Genomic DNA, 12,252 nt, shown 5'->3' with positions numbered 1-12,252 from the left:
GCGGGCGCCGCCTTTCACAGAGGATAAGGGGAAAGCCGGTCGCAGCCACAGGGAAAACCGGGGGAAAGCTGCCGCTTGACAGGCATGGACAGGTCCGGACACCGTTGCCGAAACCGCGGCGGCACGGACCGCGCGGTTGTCTCCGGGGAGGGCAAAGTCTAAGACCGCAGGAGCCGCGCGGCGCTCGACGCCGTGCGGTCGACAAAGAACAGGGATGGTGGAGGCATTTGATGCGGGTTCTGGGAGCGTTCGTTGCCGGCCTGATGGCCGTGGGAAGCCTGGCCGCGGCGCCGCAGGGGCATGCGGCCGATCTGCTGAGCCAGGTGAAGTCGTCCGGCGAGCTGGTGATCGGCACCGAGATGCAGTTCGCGCCGTTCGACTTCTCCGAGGATGGCGAGCACAAGGGGCTGAACGTCGAGGTCTTCGATGCGATCGGCAAGGAGCTCGGGGTCAAGATCAGCTTCGTCGACCTGCCCTGGGACAGCGTCCTGCCGGGGCTCGAAGCCGGCAAGTTCCAGATCGTCGCCGGGCCGGTGACGATCACCAAGGCGCGGATGGAGCGCTACCGCTTCACCTCGCCGATCGCCGACGCCTCGGTCGCCCTGCTCAAGCGGGCCGGCGACACCTCCGTGGCGAAGCCCGAGGACATCGCCGGCAAGGTGGTCGGCGCCGGCAAGGCCTCGTCGCAGCTGGAGCAGCTCAAGGCCTATGTCGCGACCCTGCCGGGCAAGACCGAGGTGCGCGAATATGTCGACAACAATCAGGCCTATGCCGATCTCGCGGCCGGCCGCATCGTCGCCGTCGGCAACTCGCTGCCGAACATCGCCTATGTCGCGCAGCAGCGGTCGGAGACCTTCGAGGTCGTGATGCCGCCCTTCGGCAAGAAGGTCTATTTCGGCTATCTCGGCCGCAAGGATGCGGACAGCGCGCCGCTGCTCGACGCGATCGACGCCGCCCTGGCCAAGATGAAGGCCGACGGCCGTCTCGCCGCGATCCAGAAGAAGTGGTTCGGGGTCGAGATGGACGTGCCCGCCACGGTGACCGACCCGAACGTCTGAGACCGGTTGCCTGAGAGGGTCCGGTGTTCAGCACGGCCGTCATCCTGAAGAGCCTGCCGCTGCTGCTGAAGGGCGCGGTCACGACCCTCTGGGTCTCGGCCGTGTCGCTCGGCATCGGCTTCCTGCTCGCGGTCGGCATCTGCCTGCTGCGGCTGTCGCACCGGCCCGGGCCGCGCCGGGCCGGCACGCTCTATGTCAGCTTCTTCCGCGGCGTGCCGCTGCTGGTGCAGCTGCTGCTGGTGTTCTACCTGCTGCCCTTCATCGGCATCGACGTGCCGCCGCTGGTCGCGGCGATCGCGGCGCTGGCGCTGTGCACCGCGGCCTATATGGCGGAGATCCTGCGCGGCGGCTTCCTCGGCGTTGCCAGCGGACAGCTGGAGGCGGCGCGGCTGCTCGGCTTCCGGCCGTCCCAGGTGCTCTGGCGCATCCGGGTGCCGCTGGCGCTGCGCCTGACCATGCCGGCGCTGGTCAATGAGTGCACCATGATCCTGAAGGCGTCGTCGCTGATCTCGGTGGTCGGGGTGGCGGAGCTGACCCGGGTCAGCCAGAACATCGTCGCCACCAGCTACCGGCCGCTCGAGATCTACCTCGCCGGCGGCGTGCTGTACCTGGTGCTGAACCTCGTTCTGTCCGGCCTCGGCCTGTGGCTGCAGCGGCGGCTGGGGGCCGGGCGATGAGCTTCGATCCCGCCATCATCCTCGACCGCTGGGACGAAGTGCTGTCCGGCCTCGGCGTCACTCTCGGCACCTGGATCGCCGGCGTCGTCATCGGCCTCGTCCTCGGCTTCGTCCTGGCGCTGATGCAGCGCGGCCTCGGCCGGGTGGTCCGCGCCGCGGTGCGGGTGGTGATCGAGGTCGTCCGCGGCACGCCCTTCCTGGTGCAGCTCTTCATCCTCTATTACGGCGGCCCCGGCTTCGGCCTGGTGCTCGACCCGATCGAGGCCGGGCTGCTGGGACTCGGCCTCTATGCCGGCGCCTATTTCGCCGAGATCTTCCGCGCCGGCTTCGAATCCGTGCCGAAGGGCCAGATCGAGGCCGCCGCCTGCCTCGGCATGGGCCGCGCCACTATCCTGATGCGGATCGTGCTGCCGCAGATGCTGGTGGTGATCCTGCCGGCGCTGGTCAACATGGTCATCCTCCTCAGCAAGGAGACTGCCATTCTGTCGATCGTCACCATTCCCGAGCTGACCTTCGTCATCCGCGGCATCGGCGCCGAGACCTTCGCCTTCGTCGAGACGACTTTGGCCCTGGCGCTGATCTATTGGGGCCTGGTCGAGGTCGCCGCCGGCTTCGGCCGCTGGGCCGAGCGCCGGGTCGGCCGCTTCCTGGTGCCGGCGTCATGACCCGGCGGGCCCTGATCCAGCTGACCGGCGTCACCAAGCAGTTCGGGGCGACTCGGGTGCTCAAGGGTGTCGATCTTGAGATCGACCAGTCCGAGGTGGTCTGCATCGTCGGCCCCTCCGGCTCGGGCAAGAGCACGCTGCTGCGCTGCATGGTCTTCCTCGAGGAGCACGATGCCGGCGAGATCCGCATCGACGGCGAGCCGATCGGCTTCGTCACGAAGAACGGCAAGCGCCAACGCATGGGCGAGGCCGGGATCCGCAAGGCGCGGCGCAATGTCGGCATGGTGTTCCAGCAGTTCAACCTGTGGCCGCACATGACCGCGCTGGGCAATGTCGCCGAGGCGCTGATCCGGGTCCGCCGGCTGCCCCGCGCCGAGGCCGCGCAGAAGGCCCAGGCCGCGCTCGACCGGGTCGGGCTGGCCGGCAAGGGCGGGTCCTACCCCTCGCAGCTCTCCGGCGGCCAGCAACAGCGCGTGGCGATCGCCCGGGCGCTGGCGATGGAGCCGGAGATCATGCTGTTCGACGAGCCGACCTCATCGCTCGACCCCGAGCTGGTCGGAGAGGTGCTGGAGGTGATGCGAGCTTTGGCCCGCGACGGCATGACCATGGTGGTGGTGACGCATGAGATGGGCTTCGCCGCCCAGGTCGCGACCTCAGTGGTGTTCGTCGACGAGGGCCGGATCCTGGCCAAGGGGCCGCCGCGGCAGATCTTCCTCGAGGACGGGCATGCGCGGATCCGCCAGTTCCTGGACAATTACCGCCGGCGCAACGCCTTCTGGCAGGACGCGCCGGCCGAAGCAGTGGGAGGATGAGATGACCGAGACCCTTCCGATCATCGATTTCGCGCCCGTGGTCGCCGGCGACCCGGCGGGCACGGCGGTGGCGGCGGCACAGATCCATGCGGCCTGCACCCAGGTCGGCTTCTTCTACATCCGCAACCACGGCGTGAAGCAGGATGTGATCGAGGCGGCGGTCGCCACCATGCGGCGCTTCTTCGACCTGCCGGTCGAGACCAAGCGCCAGGTCAAGGTCAACCAGCGCCACCGCGGCTTCCACGAGATCGGCGGGGCGCTGATGTACGGGGCCAAGAAGCCCGACTACAAGGAGTTCTTCTCGACCGGGCTGGAGCTGCCGGAGGACGACCCCGACGTGCTGGCCGGCCAGGCGCTGCGCGGGCCGAACAACTGGCCGGCCTTCATGCCGGAGGTGCAGCGCGACTTCTACCGCTACTACGAGGCGATCGGCGTCTGCGGCGCCCACCTGCTGCGGGCCGTGGCGCTTAGCCTCGGCATCGCGCCGGACTTCTTCGCCGAACGCTATACGAAGCGCATGCAGCGCACCCAGGCGGTGTTCTACCCGCCGCAGCCGCCCGATCTCGGCGCCGAGCAGTTCGGCGTGGCGCCGCACACCGACTATGGCTGCATCACCCTGCTGTGGCAGGACCAGACCGGCGGGCTGGAGGTCCAGCGCAAGGACGGCCAGTGGATCGACGCCGTGCCGGTCGACGGCACCTTCGTGATCAATGTCGGCGACCTGCTGGCGCGCTGGTCGAACGACCGCTTCGCCTCGACCCCGCATCGGGTGGTGAACCGCAGCGGCCGCAAGCGCCTGTCGATCGCCACCTTCTACGATCCGACCTATACCGCCGCGGTCGATCCGCGCGACCTGAACCTCGGGGCAGGGGAGGAGGCGCACTATCCGCCGGTCGACGCCGGCGACTATATCGTCGGACGAATCAATGATTCCTTCAAATACCGGCAAAAGTCCTGACATAGGCTATTACGCCGCGAACGGAATTGCGGTGACAGACTCACAATGATCGTGCATCAATTACAAAAATTGCGATGAGTCAATTGGGCGGCGTTCGGGTGTGATCGGGGGGCCGTATCGGCCCGGATGCCGGAGTTCCATTGCGACCACCAACGTGTGGAGAGTGAACGCCATGGGGGCAAGGGCGTTTCGGATCGTTCTGGTCAAGCCGTCGCATTACGACGACGACGGCTATGTCATCCAATGGCGGCGGTCGACCATCCCGTCCAACAGCCTCGCCAGCGTCCACGGCCTGCTGACGGAATGCGCCGCGGAGCGGGTGCTCGGGCCGGATGTCGACATCGCCATCGAGGCCTATGACGAGTGCAACACCGTCGTCGATGTCGGCGCCGTCACGCGCCGCATCCGCGAGGCGGGGGCCGGCTTCGTGGCGCTGGTCGGCGTGCAGTCGAACCAGTATCCCCGCGCGCTCGATCTCGGACGCCAGTTCCGCGCCGCCGGCCTGCCGGTGGTGATCGGCGGCTTCCATGTCAGCGGCTGCATCTCGATGCTGCCGGAGCTGCCGGCCGACCTGCAGCAGGCGCTCGATCTCGGCATCAGCCTGTATGCCGGCGAGGGCGAGGGCCGCCTCGGCGCCCTGCTGCGCGACATCGCTGCCGGGCAGCTCAAGCCGATCTACAACTATCTCGCCGACATGCCCGAGATGGAGGCGGCGACGCTGCCGATCCTGCCGCGCGACGTGGTGCGGCGGATCGCCGGCCACTACACCAGCTTCGATGCCGGGCGCGGCTGCCCGTTCCAATGCTCGTTCTGCACCATCATCAATGTGCAGGGTCGGAAGTCGCGCTACCGCACCGCGGACGACGTCGAGGCGATCGTGCGTGCCAACCAGGCGCAAGGCGTGACCCGCTTCTTCGTCACCGACGACAACTTCGCCCGCAACCGCAACTGGGAGCCGATCCTCGACCGGCTGATCGAGCTGCGCGAGCAGCACCGCTTCCGGATCCGTCTGGTGCTGCAGGTCGATACGCTGTGCCACCGCATCCCGGGCTTCATCGAGAAGGCGGCGCGCGCCGGCTGCAACGCCGTCTTCATCGGGCTTGAGAACATCAACCCGGAATCGCTGCTCAACACCAAGAAGCGCCAGAACAAGATCTGGGAATATCGGGAGATGCTGCAGGCCTGGCGCCATCAGAAGGTGATGACCTGGGCCGGCTACATCCTCGGCTTCCCGACCGACACGCCGCAGAGCATCGCCCGCGACATCGAGATCATCAAGCGCGAGCTGCCGATCGACATTCTCGAATTCTTCTGCCTGACGCCGCTGCCCGGCTCGGAGGACCACAAGAACCTGTATCTCAAGCAGGTGCCGATGGACCCGGACATGAACAAATACGACCTCGAGCATGTCTGCACCGGGCATGCGATGATGTCGAAGGAGGAGTGGGACGGCGTCTATCGCGATGCCTGGGCCCGCTACTACACCGACGACCATGTCGAGACGGTGCTGCGGCGCGCCGCGGTCAGCGGCCTCAGCCTCAAGAAGATCGCCGACATCCTCACCGTGTTCTCCGGCGCGTCGCGGATCGAGGGCGTGCATCCGCTCCAGTTCGGCTATGCCCGCCGCAAGCTGCGGACCCAGCGGCGGCACGGCCTGCCGATCGAGAACCCGCTGATCTTCTATCCCCGCCGCGCCGCCGAGTTCGTCAAGGTGGCCGCGCAGTGGCTCACCCTGCTCCGGCGCTACCGCGTGATCATGAAGCGGGTGCAGGCCGACCCGGCGGCTGCGGCCTACACGGACGAGGCGCTGCGGCCGCCCGCGCCGGACCATGCGGTGGACGATTTCGTCAAGGTGTTCGCCGACAAGATCCCGCACACCCACGGCGCCCCGGTGCTGCAGGCGAGCGCAGGGGGCTGATCCCGGACGGGAAGGACCCTCAGATCCGCGCGGCCACGTATTCCCGGTCGACCGAGGAGTCGTGCACGCGGGGATCGAAGCCGTAGATGTGCAGCGAGATCGCGATCGCGCCGCTGTCATTGACCATCTGATGGATGTTGGGCTGGGTCGTCGCCAGGCAGGCGATGTCGCCCGGCCGGTGCGCGGTTTCCCAGGACCTTGCCACCCGCACCTTGTCCAGCGCCCGGAAGCGGAACTCGGTCAGGCGGCCGCTGACGATGCCGAAGGCGCAGGAGCAGTGATGGTCGTGGATCGCCGTCCGGGCGCCGCTGTCCCACACGATGGCCCAGATGCTGGTCTCGGCATCGCTCCACAGCAGGGTGCGGGCATAGCTGCCGGGATTGCGCTGCAGGTCGAGATCGCAGATCAGCTCGGGATGGGCCGCGAAATGCTCCAGCATCGCCTGCGGCGATCCGCCGAAATCCGGCAGGGTCGCCGGCATCCGCCACCGCGCGGCGGGCCGGAAGGCATCTGACATTGCCGTGTGATTCATGACCGACCTGCCTCTCGACGTATGAGGGACAGGATAGGGCCGATCGGCCGGAACGGGTTTGCGTTGTTGGCGGAAACAGGGCCGGCAGAGGGAAATGGCTTTCGCGGTCGGCCGGTTTGACGGATTCTGCTTCTATCATTGGCTTCCCGAGCGGCGTCCTCTACTCAAGGCGGAGATCGCTGCCGCCACAGACAGGAGCCCATGCCATGGCCCCGCCGACATCGCTCAAGCTCGACGAGATCGACCTCAGGATCCTGAAGGCGCTGCAGGCGGATGCGACGATCGCGCTGGCCGACCTCGCGGCCAAGGCCGGCATCTCCGCCACGCCGTGCTGGCGCCGCGTGCAGAAGCTGGAGCAGGCGGGCATCGTCCGCAAGCGCGTGGCGCTGCTCGACAAGGCGGCCCTCAATGTCGGCGTGACGGTGTTCATCGCCGTCCGCACGAACCAGCACACGGTCGAGTGGCTCGAGCGCTTCAGCAGCGCCGTGCGCGACCTGCCGGAGGTCGTCGACGTCTACCGCATGAGCGGCGAGATCGACTACCTGCTCAAGGCCTATGTCGCGGATATCGGCAGCTACGACGCGCTCTACCGGAAGATCATCGCGCGCATCGAGCTGGCGGACGTCACCTCGATGTTCGCCATGGAGGAAATCAAGTCGACGACCGAGATCCCGCTCACCTTCGTTGTCCCCTGAATCCGCCCGCCATCCACATAAAAACAAGCCGCGGGGGACCGCGGCTTGGTTGAGGTCGTTAGGAAGCGGAAGGGTGCAGAAGGTACTGCACGAAGGACTATACCATAGATTCAGCAAGTGTGGAGTGTTTTTCTAAAGGACCGGCGCAAGGTCATTGATCAGGCAAAGAAAATCGCCGTACAATTCAGCTTGTATTTCGTGATCAATACTATAGATGCCGAAGTTGAAGTTGTGCGACGGGTTTTCTTCCTAAGATCCTGATTCGGAACGAATTTGCGGGGCGGATTTCGGCGCCGGCACGGTCAGGGTGGTGCGGGTGCCGCCGTTCCGGACGATGGTCAGGGTGCCGTCCAGCCGGCGGACCATGGCCTCGACCAGGGTCATGCCGAAGCCGCGCCGGCTGCCGTCGTCGGGCCGGCCGTCATCGACGATGGTCAGGGTCAGGCTGTCGTCGTTCGTGCGCTGCAGCGACACGGCGATGCGGCCGCCGCGGCCGTCGCGGAAGCCGTGCTTCAGGCTGTTGGTCACCAGCTCGTTGACGATCAGGCCGAGATGGATGGCGTTGTCGAGCGGGATCTGCTGCCGCGGCGCCTCGACCGTCAGCGCCACCGGGCCGGTGCCGGCGGCGAAGGCGGATTGCAGATGGGCGCACAGGTCCTGGACATAGCCGCCGGCGTCGATATGGGACAGGTCGTCCGAATGGTACAGCTTCTGATGCACCAGGCTCAGCGACTGGATGCGGTGGCCGACCACCGCCAGCTCCTCCCGCACCGCCGGCTCGGTGGCGCGCGAGGCCTGCAGGTTGAGCAGGCTGGAGATGATCTGCAGGTTGTTGTTGACGCGGTGATGCACCTCCCGCATCAGCACGTCCTTCTCCTCCAGGCTGGCGCGCAGCGCCCGCTCGACCTCGCGCAGCTGGGCGTTGGCGGCGATCAACTGCTCCTCGCGCTGGCGCAGCTCGGTCAGGCTGGCGATCTGCTCCACGGTCTGCCGGTGCACCTCCTCGAAGGGATCGACGCCGGTCTCGTCCGCCAGCGCCGCCATGGTCCGGTGGGCCAGCGCCGTCGGGTCGCTGCCGGCGTTGGCGGGCAGCTCCTTGCGCATCACCAGGCGGACCACGCCGCGGGCGTGGCGCAGCTCGACCCAGTCCATCAGGGTCCGCACCGCCGCGGTATCCATGCGGGGCCGTTGCGGCTGCCCCTGGACCGCCGGCCGGCGCGGCGCAGCCAGCACGATCTCCAGCGCCATCGGCGGGCCGGCGGTGACCAGCAGCGACAGGTTGGCCTGCTCGAAGCGGGCCAGGAAGCTGCGGGTCATGGCCGAGGCGGCGGCGACGATCCGCACCCGGTCGCGGCCGTCGAAGCCCAGCTCGGTCGCCACCAGCCGGACACGCTGCCGGGCCGCGATCACGTCGCGCTCCTCGCGGGTGTCGATGGCGGTGATCAGGGCGGTGGTCATGGAGGAGCCGCCGCCGCTCGATCCGGTCGCCATCCCGGCGTCAGGCCGGCGCGAACGGCGGATGCATCGCCAGGGCCTGGCCGATCACCGAGACCAGCGCCTCGGGCTTGAACGGCTTGGTGACGACGAAGGTCGGCTCCAGCCGCTCGCCGGTCAGCAGCCGCTCGGGGAAGCCGGTGACGAAGACCACCGGCACCGAGATGCCGTTGAGGATGTCCTGCACCGCCGCGATGCCGCTGTCGCCGCCCTTGAGCTGGATGTCGGCCAGCACGATGTGCGGCGATGCGCGCTTCGCCACGGCCACCGCCTCGGCATGGTCGGCCGCGGTGCCGCAGACGGTGTGGCCCATCTCCTCGACGATGCGGGCGATGTCCATGGCGATCAGCGGCTCGTCCTCGACGATCAGGATGCGGGCCGGGTGCTGGCGCTGCATCTCCTTGCGGGCGGCGTCCAGCTGGTCGCGCACCTCCGACTCGGGCAGGTGCAGGATGAAGCCGACATCCTCGAACGAGAAGCCCTCGAGCGAGACCAGCAGCAGCACCTGGCGCTGCGTCGAGGTCAGCTGCGACAGCCGGGTCTCGACCGGCACAAGCCCCTCCAGCGGCGCCGCGTCGTCTCCGTCGGTGGCGTGCAGCAGGGTGCAGACGTCATGGAACACGGCAAACAGCTGGACCCGCAGGTTGCCGTCCGCCGGGACGCGCTGGGGGTCTTCCAGGATCGCCTCCAGGAAGATCCGCATGTACTGGTCGCCCCGCTCCTGCGACCCGACCAGGGCCCGGGCATAGCGCCGCAGGTAGGGCAGGTGCTTCAGGATCTCTTGCGAAGTGCCGGTCATTGCGTCCACCTTCGAATACGGAAGGGCTTGCCCGTCCAGCGCTATGCTTAGCGGCCGCCGCCCCGGATCGCAATCCGTTCCATTGCCGCAGAACCGGCCTGCGGGCAAGAGGTGGCACAGGAACTTCCATCTTGGTCGGGGATTGGTAATGTAGCGTGCCACCACTGGCCGAAGCAGAGCGGGATCGAGCGTTGATGAATCGACGGCGCGGCGAGAAGACGCGGAGGCGGGAAGCGGGGCCGCGGACAGCCGATCCCGGCCGGCCGGCACCGGACCGCCTGAAGCGGCCGCCGCAATTCGACAATTGGCTTTCGCAGCAGCTGCGGTCGCTGTACGACCCGGTGCTGGAGGAGCCGCTGCCGGACGATCTGATGCGGATGCTCGAGGACGGCGCCAAGCACCCCGACAAACCGAAGGAGGACGAGGATCGCTGATCCAATCAGGCCGGGCGGATGGCGGAAAGGCCGAATTTCTGCCTTATTCAGTGCCGACAGTTCCGGCCGTACCGCCATCGATCCCGTGCGGGCGGCCCAGCCATCGGCGTCAACCCAGCCGCCGGCGTCAACAAGGAGGGGAATGTGCCATTCGACTTTCACGCTGAGCTGACCCGGGCGATCCCGCATCTGCGGGCCTTCGCGCGTTCGCTCAGCGGTGATGCGGATCGCGCCGATGATCTGGTCCAGGACGCGATCCTTCGCGCGCTCCGGGCCGAGACCCAGTTCACGCCGGGCACCAACTTCCGGGCCTGGATCTTCACGATCCTGCGCAACCAGTATGTCAACCAGCTGCGGCGCCGGAAATTCGTGGCCGAGCCGAAGGACGGGGTCGATCTCGACCTTCTCTGGGTGCCGCCGTCGCAGGACTCCAAGCTGGAGTTCCAGGACTTCCGCCGGGCGCTGATGCTGCTGACGCCCGACCAGCGCGAGATCCTGCTGATGGTCGGCGCCTCGGGCTTCAGCTACGAGGAAGCGGCGGAGATCTGCAACTGCGCCGTCGGCACGGTGAAGAGCCGACTGTCCCGGGCCCGGCGCGAGCTGTCGAGGCTGCTCGGCGCGGGGCGAGGATTGGCGAGACGAGGCGACTTCGCAGGCGAGCGGCGCGGACGCGGAACCGCCGCGGCGCCGGCGAAAATGACGGCCCCTCGTCTCGCCGTGCAGCCCGCGTCGCGGCGGTTGGCGTAGCGGCCGTCGCGGAGTCGTTCTTGTTGCGGTGAAGCGGGCGGCCTCCGGGCCGCCCGTTCCGTTTCAGCCGCGCCGTTTCAGCCCGTCGTCTTCGTCTCCGGCCGCGCGGTCATCTCGCCGACGATCGGGCTGGTCGCCGGGCGGTTGACGAAGGGCTCGCGCGCCTCCGCCGGCAGGGCCTGGCGGCGGGTCATGCGCCAGGCGGTGAAGATCGCGGTGACGGTGGCGATGGCGGCGCCATGCAGGAACAGCCCCTGCGGCCCGACCCAGCCCATCACGGTCGACGCCACCAGCGGCCCGGCGCAGGCGCCGACGCCCCAGCACAGCAGCAGGCTGCTCGACAGCGCCACGGCGGTGCCGCGCGGCGCCAGGTCGTTGGCGTGGGCGACGCAGATGCCGTAGGTCGAGATCGAGGCCGCGCCCCACAGGCCGAACAGCACGGCCAGCAGCCAGTCGGACTCCGGCCGCGCCAGGGCCAGCGCCAGCGACACCAGGATGGTGACGACGCTGGCGCCCAGCATGACGCTGCGCCGGTCGATCCGGTCCGACAGCCGGCCCAGCGGCCATTGCGCCAGCAGGTTGCCGACCTGGGACATGGCCGGGATGGCGCCGGCCAGGCCGACGCCGAGCCCGACCTGCAGCCCCCAGATCGGGCCGATCGAGGCAACGGCGCTGTTGATCAGCCCGCTGGAGACGCAGCCGATCACCGCGGCCGGCGCGATCCGGTACAGCTGGCGCAGCGGCAGGGTGCGGATGGCGGCGATCGACGGCGTCGGCGCCCGGGTCATCGCCACCGGGATCAGCGACATCGAGTAGAAGGCCGAGGCGATCATGAACAGCCCCAGCACCACCGGCCCGCCGGTCATCAGCAGCACGAACTGGCCGCCGACCAGCGCCACCTTCTGGACGATGGTGTAGACCGAGAACACCCGGCCGCGATGGGCGTTCGGCGTCATCTCGTTCAGCCAGCTCTCGGCCACGGTGAACAGCCCGGCGGAGCAGAAGCCGGTGACCAGGCGCAGCGCCATCCACCAGGCCGGGTCGGCGGCGATGGTGAAGCTCAGCGCCGTCACCGAGGTCGCGGCGGCATAGGCGGCGAAGGCGCGGATGTGCCCGACCGCGCCGATGATCCGGGTCGACAGCACGCAGCCCAGCAGGAAGCTCAGCGAATGCGCTGTCGCCACCGCGCTGAAGGCCTGGATCGAATAGCCGGCCTGGGTCAGCGAGATCGGCAGGATGGTGACCAGGATGCCGTTGGCGATCTGCAGGACGGAGATGCCGAGGATGATGGCGGCGACGGGCAGGTAGAGTGCGGGCATGATCCAGGCGGCGCGGGGCGTTTCTTGCAGGCAAGCGCGGCCCGGCGAGGCCTGTCAAACGGCGTGATCGAAGGGCAGCCCCGATGTGTCCGGCATGGCCCGATCGGGGAGGTTCCGGCCGGCGCGCCATCGGGCTAGGGTGGC

At 68.3% G+C, this 12,252-nt stretch carries 13 protein-coding genes; 9 read left to right on the top strand and 4 right to left on the bottom strand.

From position 1 onward, the window contains the following. Positions 1-230: 230 nt before the first annotated feature. The 6 genes from FFK22_RS28705 (at position 231) to FFK22_RS28680 (ending at position 6,088) form a co-directional block, all read left to right on the top strand. On the top strand, positions 231-1,058 hold the full coding sequence (locus tag FFK22_RS28705) for a transporter substrate-binding domain-containing protein (protein WP_138891417.1): 828 nt from the start codon (positions 231-233) through the stop codon (positions 1,056-1,058). A 23-nt stretch (positions 1,059-1,081) separates the two neighbouring features. Next, the gene (locus tag FFK22_RS28700) at positions 1,082-1,735 is read left to right on the top strand and encodes an amino acid ABC transporter permease (RefSeq protein WP_138891416.1); all 654 of its coding nucleotides are present in this window, start codon (positions 1,082-1,084) and stop codon (positions 1,733-1,735) included. Continuing rightward, positions 1,732-2,400: an amino acid ABC transporter permease gene (locus tag FFK22_RS28695; protein WP_138891415.1), complete on the top strand. Its 669-nt coding sequence runs from the start codon at positions 1,732-1,734 to the stop codon at positions 2,398-2,400. Before FFK22_RS28700 ends, FFK22_RS28695 begins: the two co-directional genes overlap by 4 nt. After that, positions 2,397-3,212 carry an amino acid ABC transporter ATP-binding protein gene (locus FFK22_RS28690; protein ID WP_138891414.1) on the top strand — a complete coding sequence of 272 codons (816 nt, stop codon included), beginning with the start codon at positions 2,397-2,399 and terminating at the stop codon, positions 3,210-3,212. Before FFK22_RS28695 ends, FFK22_RS28690 begins: the two co-directional genes overlap by 4 nt. A gap of 1 nt (position 3,213) precedes the next feature. Then, complete coding sequence (locus tag FFK22_RS28685; protein WP_138891413.1) at positions 3,214-4,170, top strand: isopenicillin N synthase family oxygenase; 957 nt, start codon at positions 3,214-3,216, stop codon at positions 4,168-4,170. 172 nt (positions 4,171-4,342) lie between these two features. After that, positions 4,343-6,088, top strand: a complete 1,746-nt coding sequence (locus tag FFK22_RS28680; protein ID WP_138891412.1) for a radical SAM protein — start codon at positions 4,343-4,345, stop codon at positions 6,086-6,088. A gap of 19 nt (positions 6,089-6,107) precedes the next feature. On the opposite strand, the gene FFK22_RS28675 is transcribed toward FFK22_RS28680, so the two are convergent. Continuing rightward, positions 6,108-6,569 carry a cysteine dioxygenase family protein gene (locus FFK22_RS28675; protein ID WP_186002705.1) on the bottom strand — a complete coding sequence of 154 codons (462 nt, stop codon included), beginning with the start codon at positions 6,567-6,569 and terminating at the stop codon, positions 6,108-6,110. Between the two features lie 257 nt (positions 6,570-6,826). Here FFK22_RS28675 and FFK22_RS28670 point away from each other — a divergent pair, with 257 nt between their 5' ends. Continuing rightward, positions 6,827-7,315 carry an Lrp/AsnC family transcriptional regulator gene (locus FFK22_RS28670; protein WP_138891410.1) on the top strand — a complete coding sequence of 163 codons (489 nt, stop codon included), beginning with the start codon at positions 6,827-6,829 and terminating at the stop codon, positions 7,313-7,315. Positions 7,316-7,564: 249 nt separating this feature from the next. On the opposite strand, the gene FFK22_RS28665 is transcribed toward FFK22_RS28670, so the two are convergent. Together FFK22_RS28665 and FFK22_RS28660 are read right to left on the bottom strand one after the other, a co-directional pair. Then, complete coding sequence (locus FFK22_RS28665) at positions 7,565-8,773, bottom strand: sensor histidine kinase (RefSeq protein WP_138891409.1); 1,209 nt, start codon at positions 8,771-8,773, stop codon at positions 7,565-7,567. A 40-nt stretch (positions 8,774-8,813) separates the two neighbouring features. Beyond that, complete coding sequence (locus FFK22_RS28660; RefSeq protein ID WP_138891408.1) at positions 8,814-9,608, bottom strand: response regulator; 795 nt, start codon at positions 9,606-9,608, stop codon at positions 8,814-8,816. Positions 9,609-9,802: 194 nt separating this feature from the next. Between FFK22_RS28660 and FFK22_RS28655 the strand changes: the two genes are divergently transcribed. Both FFK22_RS28655 and FFK22_RS28650 read left to right on the top strand, forming a co-directional pair. Next, positions 9,803-10,042, top strand: coding sequence for a NepR family anti-sigma factor (locus FFK22_RS28655; protein ID WP_138891407.1), 240 nt, complete (start codon positions 9,803-9,805; stop codon positions 10,040-10,042). Positions 10,043-10,186: 144 nt separating this feature from the next. Continuing rightward, positions 10,187-10,789 (top strand): sigma-70 family RNA polymerase sigma factor, encoded by a 603-nt coding sequence (locus FFK22_RS28650; protein WP_221938935.1) that lies wholly within the window; start codon positions 10,187-10,189, stop codon positions 10,787-10,789. Between the two features lie 77 nt (positions 10,790-10,866). On the opposite strand, the gene FFK22_RS28645 is transcribed toward FFK22_RS28650, so the two are convergent. Then, positions 10,867-12,108, bottom strand: coding sequence for an MFS transporter (locus FFK22_RS28645; protein WP_138891405.1), 1,242 nt, complete (start codon positions 12,106-12,108; stop codon positions 10,867-10,869). Positions 12,109-12,252 lie beyond the last annotated feature (144 nt).

Origin of the sequence: Mycobacterium sp. KBS0706 (genome assembly GCF_005938675.2) — a bacterium.
In the GTDB taxonomy this organism is placed as follows: domain Bacteria; phylum Pseudomonadota; class Alphaproteobacteria; order DSM-16000; family Inquilinaceae; genus Inquilinus.
This window is presented reverse-complemented; position numbering and strand designations above follow the sequence as displayed.

Excerpts from the sequence above, each read along its gene's own strand:
- FFK22_RS28705 (WP_138891417.1), top strand. The coding sequence starts at position 231 with ATGCGGGTTCTGGGAGCGTTCGTTGCCGGCCTGATGGCCGTGGGAAGC.
- FFK22_RS28695 (WP_138891415.1), top strand. The coding sequence starts at position 1,732 with ATGAGCTTCGATCCCGCCATCATCCTCGACCGCTGGGACGAAGTGCTG.
- FFK22_RS28690 (WP_138891414.1), top strand. The coding sequence starts at position 2,397 with ATGACCCGGCGGGCCCTGATCCAGCTGACCGGCGTCACCAAGCAGTTC.
- FFK22_RS28685 (WP_138891413.1), top strand. The coding sequence starts at position 3,214 with ATGACCGAGACCCTTCCGATCATCGATTTCGCGCCCGTGGTCGCCGGC.
- FFK22_RS28680 (WP_138891412.1), top strand. The coding sequence starts at position 4,343 with ATGGGGGCAAGGGCGTTTCGGATCGTTCTGGTCAAGCCGTCGCATTAC.
- FFK22_RS28675 (WP_186002705.1), bottom strand. The coding sequence starts at position 6,569 with ATGCCGGCGACCCTGCCGGATTTCGGCGGATCGCCGCAGGCGATGCTG.
- FFK22_RS28670 (WP_138891410.1), top strand. The coding sequence starts at position 6,827 with ATGGCCCCGCCGACATCGCTCAAGCTCGACGAGATCGACCTCAGGATC.
- FFK22_RS28665 (WP_138891409.1), bottom strand. The coding sequence starts at position 8,773 with ATGACCACCGCCCTGATCACCGCCATCGACACCCGCGAGGAGCGCGAC.
- FFK22_RS28660 (WP_138891408.1), bottom strand. The coding sequence starts at position 9,608 with ATGACCGGCACTTCGCAAGAGATCCTGAAGCACCTGCCCTACCTGCGG.
- FFK22_RS28655 (WP_138891407.1), top strand. The coding sequence starts at position 9,803 with ATGAATCGACGGCGCGGCGAGAAGACGCGGAGGCGGGAAGCGGGGCCG.
- FFK22_RS28645 (WP_138891405.1), bottom strand. The coding sequence starts at position 12,108 with ATGCCCGCACTCTACCTGCCCGTCGCCGCCATCATCCTCGGCATCTCC.